Origin of the sequence: Streptomyces sp. NPDC018693 (assembly GCF_044391385.1) — a bacterium.
GTDB lineage: Bacteria > Actinomycetota > Actinomycetes > Streptomycetales > Streptomycetaceae > Streptomyces.
In genome coordinates, this window is the sequence record NZ_JBIRZZ010000009.1 from 189377 (window position 1) to 206522 (window position 17146).

The following is a 17146-nucleotide window of genomic DNA, read 5'->3' on the forward strand; positions in this document are numbered from 1 at the left end:
AAGGACGTCCCTGCATCAGGCGCGGCCAGGAGGCACGTAGGTGATCACTCCCCTTCGGCGCAGGAGACGCGGTGCTCCAGGTGTGGGAACAGGGCATTCCAGCGGTCCTTCGACAGACTGACGGGCTGTGAGCGGCACATGGCCTCGTAGAGGCGGTCGGTGTCGTAGTCGAGGATGTAGGTGTTCTTCCCGTTGGTCAGTCCTGATGCGTCGGTCTTGGCGGTGACGGCCAGCCAGCTCCCGCCTGAGGGCAGCCGGACGGACTCCGCACCCTCCAGGGTGGCGAACTCCGGGGTCACCCAGCGGCCGTCGCGGCCCAGGGACCATATGCGGTAGGGGTGGCCGGTGATGGCGTGGCGGCCGTCAGGGGTGAGGTCGAGGGACGTGATGGCGCGGTCGAGGCGTACGGTCTCGTCCTCCTTCGTCGGCTTGCGTGGGTCGGACACGTCCCAGAACTCGATCGTGCCGTCGGCGACCGCAGACGCGAGCTGGTCCTTCCCGGCGGGGAAGTAGCTCCCGGGAGCGGCCGGGATTCGGGCTCCGTCTTCCGGACGCGCGGGCTCGGAGAGGTCGTACAGCCGGATTGTGTCGCCGGTCTCCTCGGTGATGAGCAGCTCGGACACGTCGTCGTAGAGGGCGCCCTTGCCCAGCGCCGCGTCCTCGATCAAGCCGCCCTTGCGGGGACGGTCGGGGTCGGAGACGTCCCAGAGCCGAAGGTGCCATCCGTCCTCGACGGTTACGACCGTGTGCGGACCCGCGAACCGCAGGCTTCCCGTCTCGAAGGGCCCGCCGTCCGCCTGCGCGGGGATGTGGGCCCGGTGTACGGGCTTCGCGGGGTCACTGATGTCCCACAGGGCGATGGCCGGCTCCTCCGGCGAGCCCACGGTCAGCAGCCGGTTGTCGGGGCTGACGGCGAAGTGCGGGACGCTGGCGGTGTACCGGATGCTCGTGCTTCTGCGGGGCGGGCCCTCGGCGCCGAACCGCCAGAACTGGAGGGTGTGGTCCAGCCCTCCCGCCCAGTGGTGGGCCAGCAGGACCGGGTCGCCGTCCCGGCCGGTCAGGAACCAGTTCGCCTCCCAGTCCTCCGGCAGGGTGTAGCGCGGCTTCGCCGAGCCGTTGTCGGCAATGGTCCAGATCCGGGTGGTGGCGGAGTAGTCCGCCTCCTTCGTGATGAGCAGCCTGCCGTCGGCACTGACGGGGCTCGTGCCCCCCATCTCGTGAGGCGGCAGATAGCCGGGCAGCGCTGGCGCCCAGGCGTGCTCGGTCCACAGCCGGATCTCGCCGCCCGCCTCGCCCGCGGCCAGATAGCGGCCGTCGGGGCTGTAGGCGACCGAATGGACCGGCTGCCCCGAGGACAGCCCACCGAGTTCCGGCTTGATCTGGGCCAGCTCGGCCGCCTTGGCCGTCGCGTTGAGCCGCCGTACGCCGGCGTCGCCGTCCGCCCCCGCCAGGAACCTGCCGTCCGGGCTGAACGCGAGCTGCGGCATGCCGCCATAGCCGCCCCAGCTGTCCAGGTCGTCCCCGGTGGGGACTCGCCGCAGTTCCCGCCCGTCCAATACCTTCCACCAGGCCGTCTTCCCGCCGCCACCGTTCGAGACGACCAGATCGCGGCGCGGGTGGGCGGCGACGGACATGACCGAGTCGGCCCCCTCGGTGTCCCGCAGGACGGGCCGGGCGGGGTCGGTCAGGTCCCACAGCCGTACCTGGGCTGAGCGCCCGTCCGAGCCCGGCTCGTTGCCGTTGCCGGTGATCAGGTGGTGTCCGTCGCGCGTGAACGCCAGGGAGATCAGGTCCGCGTCGGCCACCGTGCGCTGCGCGCGCAGCGCCGGGCGCGCCGGGTCGGAGACGTCCCACAACCGCAGCCGGCCCTTGTCACTGCCGGACGCCAGGGTCCGGCCGTCCCCGCTGAACGCCACGCTGAACGTCGCCTCGCTCCCCTTGACCGGCAGACGCGCGAGCCGCTTGGGCCGGTGGGGGTCGGTGGTGTTCCACAGGGTCAGTTCCGCACCCGTCTGCGCGGCCATCAGCGGCTCACGGGGGTGGTGGGCGAGGGCGGACGGGCCCTTCAGCCGGAAGCGGCCCCCCTCGGCCGGGCGCCCGGGATCGGCCAGGTCCCACAGCTGCACCCGGCCGTCCCGGTGGCTCGCGGCCAGCGCCTTGCCGTCCGAGCGGTAGGCAAGGTTCAGGACGGGCTCGCGGTGCGGCTTTTCGGGGGTGAGGTGGACCGGGGTCAGGGTGATCGCCGATGCGTACAGGCTGGAGCGGGTCTCCGGGGTCTCGGCCGTGCGGTACGCGGCCAGGCTGAGCCGAAGCGCGGTCTGCGGGTCGTGCTCGCGGATGCGGTCCGCGCGGCCCGCCAGCTCGCGGGCGATCAGGGCATGCTCCCGGCTCGCAGCCTTCCCGTTCTCGTAGAACGCCCAGCCCGCCAGGGAGGCCGCCACCAGGGTCAGTACCGACAGTACGGAGACCCACGCCCGGACGGCGCGGCGCCGGCGCCGCTCGGCGGTCTCGCTGGCGGTGACGAAGTCACGGACCACCTGCCGTACGGGTGCCGCCCCGGCCGTCCGGCCGGCGGCCAGCTCGCGCGCCTCCCGCAGGTCGAAGCCCCGCCACAGGCCGCTGGACCCGCGTCCGCCCTCGTCCCAGCCCTCCGCTGCGGCGGTCAGCCGCCGCAGTTGCAGCAGATCGCCGCGGGCCTCCTCGATCCAGCCGGTCAGCCGCTCCCATGCGTGCAGCAGGGAGTCGTGCCCGAGCTGCGCCCCGCCGTCCTCGTCCACCACGACGAGATGGGCGTCGGCGAGCAGCCGCAACAGGTCCCGCGCGCCGGCCAGTTCCTCGCGCGGCACCCTGCGCCGCACCAGCCGCCCCTCGCCGTCGGCGACCTGCACCATGGCGAGCATCAGGGCGCGCAGCCGCTGCCGGCCGTCGTCGTCGAGGCCGTCGTGGATCCGGTCGGCGGCGCGGGCGACCGCGTCACGGATGCCGCCCGCCTCCTGGTACGCGGCGTAGGTGAGCGTGGCGCCGCGCCGCCGCAGCCAGATCTCCTGGAGGACGTAGGCCAGATACGGCAGGGCCGCCGCGTCGCCGGTGCGTCCGCCGCGCCGTTCCTCGTTCACCTCGCGCAGCAGGATGCGCGGGACGCCCGCCTCCCAGTCCAGTCCGGCGTACCGGGCGGGCTCCACGATGGCCGCCTCGATCTCGGCGTCGTTCAGGGCGGGCACGACGAAGTGGTCACGTTCCCCGAACGGGGCGAGGTGCGGGTCGCCGAGGACGTCGCCGTGGTAGTCGGCGCGCAGCGCCAGCACGATGCGCGGGCCGTCGGTCGCGGTGAGCGCGGCGGCGAACCGGGCGCGCTCGGCGTCGTCCACGCCGTGCGTGAAGTACTGCTCCAGCTGGTCGACGACCAGCACCCCCGGCACCGGCCCGCCGCCCGCCCCGGGCTCGGGGCGGGCGAACCGTCCCTGTTCCAGATCGCGTACGACCTCCGCGAGCGGGCGGCCCGCCGCCTGCGCCCACGCCTCGGCGAGCCGCCGGAACGGTCGTGCGCCCGGTGCGGGCACCAGGCACAACGGTCCCAGTCCGGCGCGCTGGGCCGCCACGCTCAGCCCGGCCCGCAGCAGCGACGACTTGCCGACGCCGGAGTTGCCGATGAGGACCAGCGGCTCCCCCGGCCGGGTACCGGCGACCCTGGCCAGCAGACGCTCCGTCACCTCCTCGCGGCCGAAGAAGAGGTGGTGCTGTTCAGGCAGGAACGGGCGCAGGCCCGGGTACGGGCACACGGCGTCCGCGTCGTCGTCCGGCGCCGCCGGGCCATCCGCTGCGGGCTGCGCGGGATAGCGGCGGTTGACGGTGAGGACCAGCTCGGCCATGCGGGCGGTGCCGCCGCCGTAGGGGCGGGCCGCCTCGCCCTGGAGCCGCTGGTCGAGCAGGCGGTAGACCCCGCCGAGCGTCATCAGGCGGGCGGCGCCCGCGTCGCCGTCCCGCAGCAGCGTCAGCAGATGTCCCGTGAACAGGGTGTACTCGGCGCCCTTCGGGGCGTAGGCCAGGGTGTTGTGCTGGGCGGATCCGAGCAGATAGCTGCCCTGGGGGCGGGACGCGCCGAACGGGTCCGGGGCGGGGATGCGGCCGGGTTCCCGGGCGTTCCCGGCGAAGCAGCAGTCGAGGATCAGCACCGGGTCCGCGGCGGCGTCGCCGAGATAGCGCTCGATCTCCGCGTAGGGCACCGAGTGGGCGGTGTCCGTGAGGGACTTCGTCGCCGCCGTCGCCAGATACAGCCGCCCGCCGGGCCCGCGCAGACCGTGGCCGACGAAGCAGAAGACGACGATGCCGCTCTCGGGCCGCTCCTCGGTGGGCGCCGCCCGGTCGGCGGCCTCTGCCAGCGTCTCCAGCACGTCGCTCGGCGACGCGGGGTTCGTCAGCACGCGGACCCGGTCGCCCAGGCCGCAGTGGGTGCGTAACGTCTCGGCCAGCGCCTCGGCGGATGGCACGGCCGCAGGGAGATCGTGCAGCCGGTCTCCCGGGTGGCGGCCTGTGCCGACCACGACCGCGTGACAGCCGGGCCCCGTCAGGTCCGGCCCTCCTCCTGACGGCGTGGACCCTCCCCCTGACGGCATGGTCAGCGTGCCCCCTCGGCCCGGCGGGAGCCGTCTTCGCCGGCCGGGTCCTCTCCGGCCGGTTCTCGCTCGTCCGTCTTCCGGGCCGAGGGCTCCCGCAGGGCCTCCGCCACCCGCTGAGCCAGCTCGCCGGTGCCCTCCGCGGTCAGCGGCCGGACCTTCTCGGAGGCGACCACCAGCTGGGTGCCGTCCGGCCGGTTGATGGTGACGGTCACATTGCTCCGCCGGTTCTGCAGCCAGACGACGAGAGCGGCGCCCGCCGCCGCGGTGGGCCCGCCGGGGGCGAGGAGCAGGGTCAGCAGCTCGCTCCAGGCACCGCCCATCGCCCCCGCGGGCGCGCTGTCCGCGAGGTCGCGCCGCACCAGGCCGTGCAGTTCGGGATCCTGGCGCAGCCAGTCGTACAACTCGTCCGTGGCCCCCGCGTGGTCGCCGCTCGCCGCCTGTACGCCGAGTGTGAAACGCACCCCCGCTCCTCCCCCGGCAGCCGCGGCCGTACCGCTCGCGCCGCTCCCGCCGCTCATGCGTCCGTATGTCCCTGTATCCCCAACTTCCCTTACCCGCTCGCCAGTTCCCCGCACATCACAGTCACAGCACGGAGATGCCGAGGGGGCGTTCCCCGGCCGGCAGCCGGCGGGTGCGCTGGCTGTCGGTGTCGACGGGGCCGGTGCCGACGACGTGGAGGGTGGCGCCGGGGATGACCGCAGCGCCGTGCTGGTGGGTGACAGCGAGCGTGGTCTCGGCTCTTGGCTCAAGCCGTACAACAGATGGAAGTGGTTCTGATGGGACGCCGCGCGAGGCCGGGTCCTTGTGGTCCGGATAGACCATGAGGCCGCCCTCGCCCGGTCCGGGCATGGGCCACTTGTTCTGCGGGCCGATGCCGTTGCCCTCGCACTCGAAGGTACCGAACCGGAATACCTTCGTGAACAGCCCGTATCCGAGAGGATCGACCTACGGGCTGACGCGGATCTTGACCCCAGCCGGCCGCGGCAGCTCGCGCCAGTGCTTCAGCACCGACCGCGTGAACCCGGCCACGTCGACCTGGCCCTTGATCGCCGAGAGGTCGATCGCCCGGCCCTGGTTGGCCTGCGTGGCGGCCCCAGAGGAGTAGGCACGCCGATGTCGGCCTGCTTATCGAGAGCCTTGAACGGTCACCCCGTATTCGGGGTGACCCCACACCTGCTCAGTGGATCTCCCCACCCGACCGGCATCCGACCGGACGGCCCCCGGAACGTTCGTCACGTGGCCGATGGCCGTGGCTGTTCGGGCGGGACCGAGGTCTCGGCCAGCGCCATCCACTGGTCGAGGTCGGCTTGTGTGAACTCTGGCCAGGCCGGTATCTCAGGCAACTGGCGGAGAAGATCGAATGCCTCCGCGATGCGTGGTCGGCGGAGCACCGGCGAGTGGCAGCCGGCGACGACCTCGGCGTCCAGCCGCTGGACGTCATCCACCACTGCCCGGAACTTCTGGCCGTCCAGCAACGCCACCCAGGGCGAAACCAGCCGCCCGCCGAAGAATTGCCCGTCGCGAAATTCATCCGCAGACAGGCCGGCGATTTCGGGCAGGGGAGTGGGCACGTTCGTCGCGAAGGTATCCACCGCCCACAAGACGTTGGTCTTCGTGTCGAAGAGGGCGCGGGTTGTCGGGTTGTCGAACAGCGGTGGCCGTTTGGCCACCAGAGTGCGGTCACCTACATCCACCGTATCGCCGTCGATCATGAAACGGCACCGGTTGATCGGTGTCTCCCACTCCTCGGCCATGCGCCCGATCGAAAACCAGGTCGTCAGCAGTGTCGCGTTCGGGCATTCGGCGAGGGCAGCCAGAAGGTTGCCGGCGTGATCACGATCGTCGTGGGTGAGGAAGATCCATCGAACGTCCAACGGATCCACCACGGACCATGCAGCCTCCAGCCACTGGGATCGCACCGCCGGCGCCCCGGTGTCCACAAGCACCGGTTCGGCTCCCCGGATCACCATCGAATTCATCGGGAAGTGGCCGACCGGCGGGGCCTCCAAGGCCCATGGGATGACAAATGTCTCTTCGGCGATCTTGTACGGCTCCAGAAGATTGAAGGTTTCCGTAGCAGTCATCGCTGCTCTCCCTGGAACGGAGTTCGGCCGCAGCGCCCATTAATCCAGTCCAGCCCCATGCCACGCCTGCGTCAAACGCAGAGCAGACACGTCGGCGACGGATGCGCAATCGTGTGGATGCCAGGGTGGGAGTCGGCGCCGGTGGTGCAGTGCCGGATACTTGGGGGATGGGAGGGGCGAGGGGTGAATGGGTCAACGGCACGCATGACTGGGGCCGTTCTGTCGATGAGGGGCATCTCGGGTACGTGCGGCAGCGGCCCGAGGTGTTCGCTCCGGGTGGGGTCTGGCATCTCGTGCTGGAGGTGCTCGCCTATGCCGATGACGAGGCGGAGAGCCGGGGGCGAGGGGTGGGGCGCTGTGTCGTCAGCCTCCACCCCGACGGGTCCGTCACCGTCGCCGATGACGGGCGGGGGACCGATACGCGGTTCGATGAGCGGGGGCGGGCGGTGAGGAAGCCCGTCATGGCCACCAAGGATCTGCGGTTCTTCGACGCTCCGGATGCCCAGCGGCTCCCCGACGGACATCCCCGGCGCGGTATGTCCGTCGTCGCCGCGCTCAGTGAGTGGCTCGTGCACACCAATCGGCGGCTCAACGGCTCCTGGAGTCAGCGGTACGAGCACGGGCTCCCCGTGACCGACCTCGTCCCCCTCGCCGGCGACGGCACCACCGGCACCACCGTTCACTTCCTTCCGGCCCAGGACTTGCCCGCACTGCCCCTCGAACTGCCCTCCGCCCACTGGCCCCACCTCGACCTCCGGGTCGAGGACCGGCGACAGCCCGGCCCCGCCTGATCACCGCCCTCGCAGCTCCCCCTTCACCACCTTCCCGCTCGCGTTCCTCGGGAGGTCGGCCACGAACTCCACCGTCCGCGGCACCTTGTAGTTCGCCATCTCGCGGCGGGACCAGGCGATCAGGTCGTCGGCGGTGACGAGGGAGCCCGGTCGGCGCACCACGTACGCCTTGCCGACCTCGCCGAGGCGGGGGTCCGGTACGCCGATCACCGCGACGTCCGCCACATCGGGATGCAGGGCCAGCAGTTGCTCGATCTCCGCCGGGTAGGCGTTGAAGCCGCCGACGATGAACATGTCCTTGAGGCGGTCCGTGATGCGCAGGTTGCCGTCGGCGTCCAGAACGCCCACGTCGCCGGTGCGCAGCCAGCCGTCGGAGGTCAGGGCCTTCCGGGTCGCCGGCTCGTCGGTGTCGTAGCCGCGCATGACGTTGAAGCCGCGGACCAGGATCTCGCCCGGCCTTCCGGGGGCCAGGGTGCGGCCCACCGGGTCGACCACCTTGACCTCCGTGCCGGGGATGGCCCGGCCCGAGGTGGAGGCGATCACCTCGGGGCGGTCCCCGCGGCGGCACATCGTCACCACGCCGGACGCCTCGGAGAGGCCGTACGCCGTCAGGACGGTGTCCACGCCGAGTTCGTCCCGCAGGCGTTCCACCAGGCGCAGGGGCACGACCGCCGCGCCCGTCACGACGAGCCGGAGCGCCGAGAGGTCGTAGTCGCGGCGCGCCGGATGGTCGAGGAGGGACTGGAGGAGGGTCGGGGGGCCGGGGAGGACCGAGACCCGTTCCGAGGCGACGTTGGCCAGGGCCGTGTTCACGTTGAAGACCGGCTGGGGGATCATCGTCGCGCCCCGGGTGAGGCAGGCGATCACGCCCGCCTTGTAGCCGAAGGTGTGGAAGAAGGGGTTGACGATCAGGTAGCGGTCGCCGTGGCGCAGGCCGGCCAGGTCGCTCCAGATGTCGTAGGCGCGGAGGGTCTGGGCGTGGGTGATGACCGCGCCTTTGGGGCGGCCCGTCGTGCCGGAGGTGTAGATCACGTCCGATGCCGGGGGCACCCGCACTCGCCCCACCTCGGCCGTCCCCACCCCCTCCCCGCCCGCAAGGAAGTCCTTCCAGGTCAGGAAGTCGGGCGGCGCGTCCTCCGACAGGACCACCACCGTCTCCAGATCCGGCAGGCCGGGCAGCGGACCGGCAGCACCCGGCCCTGCCCCGGTCGCCCGCCTCAGCGACGCCACGTACGACGTCCCCAGGAACGTCCCCGTCACGAAGAGCAGCCGCGTGCCGCTGCGGCGCAGGACGTCCGCCGCCTCCGTGCCCTTGAAGCGGGTGTTGAGCGGGACCAGGACGCCGCCCGCCGTCACCGCGCCCAGGGCCGCGACCATCCACTCCAGGGAGTTGGGGGCCCAGACCGCCACCCGGTCGCCGGGCCGCAGACCCCGGGCCAGGCAGGCGGCCGCCGCGCGTTCCACGCGGGCGCCGAGCTCGGCGTAGGTGATCCGCGTACGGCCGTCCACCACCGCCTCCGTGTCCGCGTACCGTGCCGCCGCCCAGCGGACCAGATCAGGGATGTTCCGGCATTCCACGATCGGTCACCTCCCCACCACCCGTAGCTGACTGACCGTCAGATTAGCTGTAACCTGACGACCTGTCAGCCACGCCCATACGGATACGGAGGTGCGTGCCCCGTGACCTTCAAGGACGCCACCGCGATCGTCGGCATCGGGCAGACCCGCTTCGCCAAGCACCTCCCCGACGACGAGAAGACCCTCGCCTGCCGAGCCGTCCTCGCCGCCCTCGACGACGCCGGGATCGCACCCGGCGAGGTCGACGCCCTCGCCTCGTACACCATGGAGGAGACCGACGAGGTCGAGCTGGCCAAGGCCGTCGGTTTCGGCGACCTCTCCTTCTTCAGCAAGGTCGGGTACGGCGGCGGCGGATCCTGCGCCACCGTCGCCCACCTCGCCGCCGCCATCGCCGCCGGGCAGGCCACCGTAGGGGTCGCCTGGCGGTCGCGGAAGCGGGGCAGCGGGCCCCGCCCGTGGACCAATACCGCCGCCCAACTGCCCACGCCCGCCCAGTGGACCCGGCCCTTCGGGCTCCTCCGGCCCGTCGACGAGATCGGCATGCTCGCACGCCGCTACATGCACGAGTACGGCGCGACCCGGGACCATCTCTTCAACGTCGCCCTCGCCTGCCGCAACCGGGCCAACCAGAACCCCGCCGCGATCATGTACGAACGGCCCCTCACGAGGGACATGTACATGAGCGCGCGGTGGATCAGCGAACCCCTCTGCCTCTTCGACAACTGCCTGGAGACAGACGGTGCGCTGGCGTGCGTCGTCGTCTCACGGGAGCGCGCCCGCGACTGCCGGCGGCCTCCCGTCCACGTCCACTCCGCCGCCCAGGCGCTGCCCGCCCAGCACCACGGCATGGTCAACTACTGGACCGACGATCCCCTCACCGGCCCCTCCTGGGCCGCCGCCCGACACCTGTGGAAGCACGCCGACTTCACCCCGCAGGACGTCGATGTCGCCCAGATCTACGACGCGTTCACGCCTCTCATACCGCTCTCCCTGGAGGGCTACGGCTTCTGCGGGCGAGGGGAAGGGGGCGCCTTCACCGAGGGCGGGGCGCTGGAGATCGGCGGACGGCTGCCGCTCAACACCGCCGGTGGCGGGCTCAGCGAGGCGTACATCCACGGGTTCAACCTCATCACCGAAGGCGTCAAGCAGCTCCGCGGCACCAGCACCGCCCAGGTGCCCGGCGCCGCCACCTGCCTCGTCACCGCCGGCGAAGGCGTACCCACCTCCGCCCTCCTCCTCAGGAGCTGAGCCCATGCTCACCCCCGTCACCGACCCCGACGGCGCGCCCTTCTGGCGGTACGCCGCCCAGGGCGAACTCCGTGTCCAGACCTGCGCCGACTGCGCCGAACCCCGCTTCCCGCCGCGGCCCTGCTGTCCCCACTGCCAGTCCTTCGCGAGCGAGTGGCGGGCCGTGTCCGGGCGGGGGCGGATCTGGTCGTACGTCATTCCGCACCCGCCCCTCCTCGCCGACTACGCGGACCAGGCGCCGTACAACGTGGTCGTCGTCGAACTCGCCGAGCATCCGGGGATCCGGCTCGTCGGGAATCTCGTCTCCGAGGCGGGGGCGGCTCTCGACTCCGTACCGGCGGAGCGGCTTCGTATCGGCGCTCGGGTCCAGGTCGTCTTTGGTGAGGGGCATCTTCCGCAGTGGGTCCTGGAGCGGCGGCCGTGAGCGTGCGCGTCCACGCCGACTCCGGCGTCGCCGTCGTCACCCTTGACCGGCCGGACCGGCTCAACGCCATCGACGGTGACATGGCCGGGCGACTGCGGGACGTGTGGCGGGACTTGCGGTTCGACGACTCCGTACGGGCCGTGGTGCTGGCCGCCTCCGGCACGCGCGCCTTCTGTACCGGGATCGACCGTGACACCGTCGTGCCCCAGCCCAACTCCCCGTACATGCAGGACGATCCGCTGCTCACGGTCGGGCCGAAGGCGAACGACCTGTGGAAGCCCGTCATCGCCGCCGTCGAGGGGATGGCCTGCGGAGGTGCCTTCTATCTGCTCGGGGAGTGCGAGTTCGTCGTCGCGGGGGCCGATGCCTGCTTCTTCGATCCGCATACGACGTACGGCATGGTCAGCGCCTACGAGTCGACGCTGATGGCGCACCGGATGCCGTACGGGGAGGTCGCGCGGATGATGCTGATGGGGACCGCCGAGCGGATCTCCGCGCGGCGGGCCCATGACATCGGGCTGGTCTCCGAACTCACCGAACCCGGCAGGGCGTCGGCCGCCGCCCTCGCCTGTGCCTCGGTGCTCGCCGGGTATCCGGCCGCGGGCGTCCAGGGGACCGTGCGGGCGCTGTGGGCCGCGCAGGAGGCGGCCCGGGCGGCGGCGTTCGCGCAGGCGCCGCATCTCATCGCGCTGGGGAATCTGCCCGCCGGGCGGCAGGCGGAGCTGTTCGCCGGGCGGAGGGGTGGGCGATTCCGGGTGAGGTGATCTTCTGTCAGGTGACCGGGAGTGCCGCGCCCTTGAGTTCGCAGTGGCCGATCCGTGCCGCGTCGGCAGGGTCGGTGGGCGCCACCTGGACCTCCGCCTCCCCGAGGGCGGGGACCTGGGCGACGACGCTCTGGTTGACGATGAGCGTGCCGTCCTTCTGGTCGTAGAAGCTGACGCTGACGGTGAAGGTGCCGTCCGAGGAGTTCGGGTTGGTGACCTTGACCGTGGCGTGCGGCTGCTCCGGGGTGACGCAGCTGATCAGCTCCACCAGGGCGGCCTGGAGGGAGGTCGAGGTGCCGTCGCCGACCGTGGTGTCGTCGACCGTGGTGTCGTCGTCATCGTCGTCGTGCTTGGAGCCGGACGAGCCGCCGCTGGACGACGAGCTGTCGTGGTTCTGGCTGGAGCTGCTGCAGCCGCCGCCCCCGCCTCCGTCGCCGCTGCCGCTGCTGCCGTGGCCGCGGCCCGTGGAGAAGCCGGTCAGTGCGAGGACGACCAGGGCCGAGACGGCCGCGAGTCTGAGGGTGTGTGCCCGTCGATGCATGGCCGTCACCCTAGGGGTCCGCTGTCACGGCCATGTCACTGCCTGGCGACCGGCGCGTACCCGGCGTAGCGTCTGGGGTGGGAGCGGCGCGGCCCGCCGTTTCCCGCAGTGACGGCCGCCGTCTGGATCCCCTTCCGTGACGCCCGGTACGACGGCCGTCCCGCAGCCCGGCCCATGCGCTGGCCCCGACGGCCGTCCCGCAGCCCGGTCGATGAGCCAGCTCCCGCGGCCCGTCGCGCAGCCTCGCTCAGTACGCCGCGCCGACGGCTCTCCCACAGGCCGGCCAATGCACCGGCCCGCTGATCACGGTGCGCACCCGCCGTTCCAAAGCCGCGTGTCCGTCGCGCCGCCGAAGTGCCGGGAAGCGGGAGTCGGCGCCCCGACGGCCCTCCCCGGCAGCCGCACTCACGCGCTTCACGCGGTACGTGCCGTCCCCGTCCCCTTCTCCGCGTCCAGCGCGTACACGCAGCGGTCCTTGCTGCACGCGTACACGACGCCGTCCTTCACCACCGGCGAGCCGGTGATCTCGCCGCCCGTGGCGAGCTTCCATCTCAGGCGGCCGTCGTCGGCCTTCAGGGTGTAGAGGAGGTGGTCGGTGGAGCCGAAGTGGATGCGGCCCTCGGCGACCGCCGGCGCGCCGACGATGTCGCCGCCCGCCTGGAAGCGCCACTTCGGGGTGCCGGTCACCGCGTCCAGCGTGTACAGCCCCTTGCCGCTGCCGACGTGCACATGGCCCGCCGCGACCAGCACCGGCTCGATCGAGGCGCGGGACTCGGTGGCGATGCGCCAGCGGTCGCGGCCGTCGGTGGCGTCGAGGGCGTAGACCGTGCCGAGGTAGTCGGCCAGGTACACGCCGCCGCCGGTGACCGCCGGGCCCGGCACGAAGGTGGGCGGGCTGAGGAAGACCGCCGGGGCCTCGAAGTGCCAGCGCACCATGCCGCCGGCCACGTCGACGGCGAGGACGCGGGTGCCGGCCGAGACGTACACATAGCCGTCGGGGGCCGGGGTGACACGGACCGGGACGCCGCCGCAGGAGGCCGCGTCGCCGATGGGGTACGCCCAGCGTTCGTCGCCGGTGCGGGCGTCCAGGGCGCGCAGACGGGCGTCCTGCCAGACGTAGACGGTGCCCTCGTGGACCTGGGGGCCCGCCTCGGGGGACTCGAAGTCGGTCTGGCAGCCGGTGATCTCCCAGAGCTTCTGCCCGTTCGCCGCCTCCCACGCCTGGACGCCGCCGCCCCGGGTGCCGGTGACGACCGTGCCCCGGTCGGCCTGGAGCGTGTACACCCAGGCGTCCGTCTGGACGCGCCACAGGTCCATGCCCTCGCGGCAGTCCAGGGCGAACAGGGTGGGCCCGTCGGAGGCGTGGATACGGCCGTCGGCGACCGCCATCGACCAGGCCACGTCCCGCGTCTTGAAGCGCCGCCGGCCGGTCGCCACGTCGAGCGCGTGCACCTCGAAGGAGGTGACGTAGACGAGGTCACCGGCCACGGACGGGGTGCCCCACACGTCGTTGGACATACGGAACCGCCAGGGCCGCCAGCCGGACGCCTCCGGGGGCGCGGCGGGCGCGGCCTGCGCCTGCGGCGCGGCGGGGTCGGCGCCGTTGACGCCGGGGCGCGGGCGGGACCAGGAGGCGACCAGGCCGGGGTCGGGGGCCGGGGCCCGGACGGCGGCGGTGGCGCGTACGTCGGCGACGCGCGGGCCGGGACCGATCGGCACGGCCGCGCCGGCCAGCCGCACCGGGCCGGTGTCGGGGGCACCGACCGCGACCGGCACGGGAGCGGGAGCGGGCGGCTGGGCCGGGTGGGCCGGTACGACCGGGTCGTGGGGCGGCGGGGGCGGTACGGCGGGCAGGCCGCCCCCCGGGCCCACTCCGCCGCCGGAGCCGCCCCGGCCGCCCGCGCTGCGGCCGGTCGTGGGGGCCGGCCTGGCGGCGGGCCGGCCGCCGCGGCGCGCCTCGATCATGGCGACCGCCTTCTCGGGCAGCCACGCCGACGCCGTACCGCTGTCGTCGGAGCCGGAGCCGAAGAGGTGGGGGGCGAGCTGGGCCTGGAGGTCGGCCGGGTTGGGGCGGGCCGTGGGGTCCATCTGCATGCAGGACTCGATGAGCGGGCGCAGCTCGTCCGGGAGTCCCTCCAGGTCGGGGCCCTCACGCAGCAGCATGAAGACGGTCTCGACGGGGTTGGCGCCGTGGAAGGGCGGGTGCCCGGTGGCGGCGAAGACCAGCATCGAGCCGAGCGAGAAGACATCGCTGGCGCCGGTCACGCTCCGCGAGTCCTTGGCCTGCTCGGGGGACATGTAGGCAGGGGTGCCGACGGCGACGTTCGTCATCGTCAAACGGGTGTTCGACACGCCGGATGCTATGCCGAAGTCGATCACCCGGGGGCCGTCCTCGACGACCAGCACATTGGACGGCTTGAGGTCACGGTGGACGAGCCCCGCGCCGTGGATGGACTGGAGCGCCTCGGCGACGCCCGCCGCGAGCCAGCGCACCGCCTGCGCCGGCAGCGGGCCGCAGTCGTTCACTATCTCCTCGAGGGAGGGCGCGGGCACGTACGCCGTGGCCAGCCAGGGCACGGCCGCACGCGGATCGGCGTCGACCACGGCCGCCGTGTAGAAGCCGGAGACCGCCCGGGCCGCCTCCACCTCCCGCGTGAAGCGCACACGGAAGAGCTGGTCCTCGGCCAGTTCCGTGCGGACCGTCTTGATCGCCACCCGCCGACCGGACGCCGAGCGCGCCAGATAGACCAGCCCCATGCCGCCGGCACCCAGCCGTCCCAGCACCTCGAACGGCCCGATCCGCCGCGGATCGTGCTGCGTCAGCTGATCCACCACTTGCCTGCCACCTCCCCGTACGGGCCACGCCACCCACTATGTGTACGCGGCCGAAGTGCAGCGTCTCACCACCGCACCGCCGTGGCGGCACGCACCCCGATTCTTCCTGGCCGGGCGGCCGGTTGCGAACCCGGTGACAAAAGGGGTGTCTCACGCTGAATGGGGGCGAACAGACCCTGCTACCGCTCCAGCAGCGCGAACGACGCCCCCTGATTGTCCGTGACGACGGCGACCGTGCCATAGGAGGCGGTGAACGGTCCCGCCTGGACCCGCCCGCCCAGCCGACTCACCGTGCCGAGCGCCGCCTCGCAGTCGGCCACCCCGAAGTGGACGAGGAAGTGCGGCGGCATCTCCGCCGGGAAGACGTCGGAGACGGGCGCCCGGCCGAAGTCGGGGTCGGCGTCCGGTCCGAACAGGGCGTCGTGGAAGAGACCGCCGTAGAAGGTGTTCGCGGCCTCGGTGTCCCGGGCGTAGAGCTGCGCCCAGGCGAAGGACCCGGGCGTGTGGCGCCTGCGGAAGCCGGGGTGGTCGCCCGCCTGCCACAGGCCGAAGACGGCGCCCTCGGGGTCGGTGACGAGGGCGGCGGTGCCCAGTGCGCCGACCGCCAGCGGCGCCATGACCAGCTGTCCCCCGGCCGCCCGGACACGGCGGGCGGTCGCCTCCAGGTCCGCGGCGGCGAAGTACACCGTCCACACGGTGGGCAGCCGGCCGTCCGCCTTGTGTGCGAGCGCGGCCACCGGCTCGCCCTCCAGCCTGGCCCACATCGATCCGCCGTACGCCTCCTCGAAGGTCCACCCGAAGAGCTCACCGTAGAACCGCTCGCCCGCGTCCACGTCCGGCAGCTGGGCGTCGACCCAGCAGGGGACACCCTCTGCGTACACCGCGCTGTTTTCGGCCATGCGCCCAAAGTAACGGCGGCCCGCGCACCGCGCAGACCAGCAACACCCGCCTCCGTACACCCGTGCACCCCATTTGCAGTCGGCCGAATCGCGCTCCGATCACCCCTCGGTAAGCTGACGGCATGACAGGACAAGTGCGTACCGTCGACGGCCGCGTGGCCGGTCGGCGCGGGCAGGCGACGCGGCAGAAGCTGCTGGACTGCCTCAGTGAGATGCTCAGCTCTTCTCCGTACCGCGACGTCAAGGTCATCGACGTCGCCCGGAAGGCGGGCACTTCGCCCGCGACCTTCTACCAGTACTTCCCGGACGTCGAGGGTGCCGTCCTGGAGATCGCCGAGCAAATGGCCGCCGAGGGCGCGGGGTTGACCGAGCTGGTCGAGGGGCGCTCCTGGGTGGGCAAGGCCGGCTGGCAGACCGCGCAGGAACTCGTCGACGGATTCCTGGAGTTCTGGCGGAAGAACGACGCGATCCTGCGCGTGGTCGACCTCGGCGCCTCCGAGGGCGACAAACGCTTCTACAAGATCCGCATGAAGATCCTGAACTCGGTCAACAACTCCCTCTCGGACGCCGTCGCCGAGTTGCAGGCCAAGGGCCGGGTGGACAAGGACGTGAACCCGGCGGCGATCGCCGGTTCGCTCGTCGCCATGCTCGCCGCGGTCGCCTCGCACCAGAAGGGTTTCACCAGCTGGGGCGTGAAGCAGGCCGAACTCAAGCCGAATCTGGCGTTGTTGGTGCATCTGGGCGTCACCGGGAAGAAGCCGACCAAGTAACTTTCAAGTCCTGTCTGGCGGGCGGTGGCTCATCCGGTGCATCTGTCGCACCGGGGGGCCACCGCCCGCTGCTGTGCGGGCTATGCGGGCAGCGGCCGGTCCTTCACCACGTGCTTCATCACCAGCGTCGACGTCAGCCGCTGCACCCCTGGCAGCGTCGCCAGCCGCTCGTCGTACAGCCGCTGGAAGGCGGCGAGGTCGGCGGTGGCCACCCGCAGCAGATAGTCCGGCTCCCCGAACAGCCGCTCCGCCTCCAGTACGTGCGGAATGCCGGCCAGCGCGCTCTCGAACTCGGCGACCGTGTCCCGGTCCTCCTGCCGCATCGACACGAAGACCAGCGCCTCGAAGGTCAGCCCCACCGAAGCCGGCTCCACCACCGCCCGGTACCCGCTGATCGCCCCCGACCGCTCCAGCTCACGCAGCCGCCGGTGACAGGGCGAGACACTCAGCCGCACCCGCGCGGCCAGCTCGGTCACGGTCAGCCGCCCGTCCAGCTGCAGCTCGGCAAGGATTTTCCGGTCCACGTCGTCCATGAGGCAAATCTTCCCCCATCAAGCGCACACCCCGGCAAACTTAAGAAACACTTTCGAGACATA

At 72.3% G+C, this 17146-nt stretch carries 14 protein-coding genes; 5 read left to right on the plus strand and 9 right to left on the minus strand.

Annotated elements, in window-relative coordinates:
• Window positions 1-44: 44 nt before the first annotated feature.
• The 4 genes from ACH5AC_RS23975 to ACH5AC_RS23990 form a co-directional block, all read right to left on the minus strand.
• On the minus strand, window positions 45-4613 hold the full coding sequence (locus tag ACH5AC_RS23975) for a caspase family protein (RefSeq protein WP_398864085.1): 4569 nt from the start codon (window positions 4611-4613) through the stop codon (window positions 45-47).
• A 2-nt stretch (window positions 4614-4615) separates the two neighbouring features.
• The gene (locus ACH5AC_RS23980; RefSeq protein ID WP_398864086.1) at window positions 4616-5077 is read right to left on the minus strand and encodes a hypothetical protein; all 462 of its coding nucleotides are present in this window, start codon (window positions 5075-5077) and stop codon (window positions 4616-4618) included.
• Window positions 5078-5198: 121 nt separating this feature from the next.
• Complete coding sequence (locus ACH5AC_RS23985) at window positions 5199-5465, minus strand: hypothetical protein (protein ID WP_398864087.1); 267 nt, start codon at window positions 5463-5465, stop codon at window positions 5199-5201.
• 383 nt (window positions 5466-5848) lie between these two features.
• Complete coding sequence (locus tag ACH5AC_RS23990) at window positions 5849-6700, minus strand: MBL fold metallo-hydrolase (RefSeq protein ID WP_398864088.1); 852 nt, start codon at window positions 6698-6700, stop codon at window positions 5849-5851.
• A 245-nt stretch (window positions 6701-6945) separates the two neighbouring features.
• Here ACH5AC_RS23990 and ACH5AC_RS23995 point away from each other — a divergent pair, with 245 nt between their 5' ends.
• Window positions 6946-7491: an ATP-binding protein gene (locus ACH5AC_RS23995; protein WP_398864089.1), complete on the plus strand. Its 546-nt coding sequence runs from the start codon at window positions 6946-6948 to the stop codon at window positions 7489-7491.
• On the opposite strand, the gene ACH5AC_RS24000 is transcribed toward ACH5AC_RS23995, so the two are convergent.
• On the minus strand, window positions 7492-9069 hold the full coding sequence (locus ACH5AC_RS24000; RefSeq protein ID WP_398864090.1) for a FadD3 family acyl-CoA ligase: 1578 nt from the start codon (window positions 9067-9069) through the stop codon (window positions 7492-7494).
• A 102-nt stretch (window positions 9070-9171) separates the two neighbouring features.
• On the opposite strand from ACH5AC_RS24000, the gene ACH5AC_RS24005 reads away from it, so the two are divergent.
• From ACH5AC_RS24005 to ACH5AC_RS24015, 3 genes are read left to right on the plus strand one after another with little or no spacing between them, the layout of a single operon-like run.
• The gene (locus ACH5AC_RS24005; RefSeq protein ID WP_398864091.1) at window positions 9172-10317 is read left to right on the plus strand and encodes a lipid-transfer protein; all 1146 of its coding nucleotides are present in this window, start codon (window positions 9172-9174) and stop codon (window positions 10315-10317) included.
• 4 nt (window positions 10318-10321) lie between these two features.
• Complete coding sequence (locus ACH5AC_RS24010) at window positions 10322-10741, plus strand: Zn-ribbon domain-containing OB-fold protein (protein WP_398864092.1); 420 nt, start codon at window positions 10322-10324, stop codon at window positions 10739-10741.
• Window positions 10738-11505 (plus strand): enoyl-CoA hydratase/isomerase family protein, encoded by a 768-nt coding sequence (locus ACH5AC_RS24015; RefSeq protein ID WP_398864093.1) that lies wholly within the window; start codon window positions 10738-10740, stop codon window positions 11503-11505. Before ACH5AC_RS24010 ends, ACH5AC_RS24015 begins: the two co-directional genes overlap by 4 nt.
• Window positions 11506-11512: 7 nt before the next feature.
• Here ACH5AC_RS24015 and ACH5AC_RS24020 read toward each other — a convergent pair whose 3' ends face one another.
• From ACH5AC_RS24020 to ACH5AC_RS24030, 3 genes are all read right to left on the minus strand, one after another.
• On the minus strand, window positions 11513-12046 hold the full coding sequence (locus ACH5AC_RS24020; RefSeq protein WP_398864094.1) for a hypothetical protein: 534 nt from the start codon (window positions 12044-12046) through the stop codon (window positions 11513-11515).
• A 414-nt stretch (window positions 12047-12460) separates the two neighbouring features.
• Window positions 12461-14881 (minus strand): PQQ-binding-like beta-propeller repeat protein, encoded by a 2421-nt coding sequence (locus tag ACH5AC_RS24025; protein ID WP_398864095.1) that lies wholly within the window; start codon window positions 14879-14881, stop codon window positions 12461-12463.
• 179 nt (window positions 14882-15060) lie between these two features.
• The gene (locus ACH5AC_RS24030) at window positions 15061-15780 is read right to left on the minus strand and encodes a VOC family protein (RefSeq protein WP_398864096.1); all 720 of its coding nucleotides are present in this window, start codon (window positions 15778-15780) and stop codon (window positions 15061-15063) included.
• Window positions 15781-15914: 134 nt separating this feature from the next.
• On the opposite strand from ACH5AC_RS24030, the gene ACH5AC_RS24035 reads away from it, so the two are divergent.
• Window positions 15915-16550 carry a TetR family transcriptional regulator gene (locus ACH5AC_RS24035; protein WP_398864230.1) on the plus strand — a complete coding sequence of 212 codons (636 nt, stop codon included), beginning with the start codon at window positions 15915-15917 and terminating at the stop codon, window positions 16548-16550.
• A gap of 80 nt (window positions 16551-16630) precedes the next feature.
• On the opposite strand, the gene ACH5AC_RS24040 is transcribed toward ACH5AC_RS24035, so the two are convergent.
• The gene (locus ACH5AC_RS24040; protein WP_398864097.1) at window positions 16631-17083 is read right to left on the minus strand and encodes an Lrp/AsnC family transcriptional regulator; all 453 of its coding nucleotides are present in this window, start codon (window positions 17081-17083) and stop codon (window positions 16631-16633) included.
• Window positions 17084-17146: the final 63 nt, after the last annotated feature.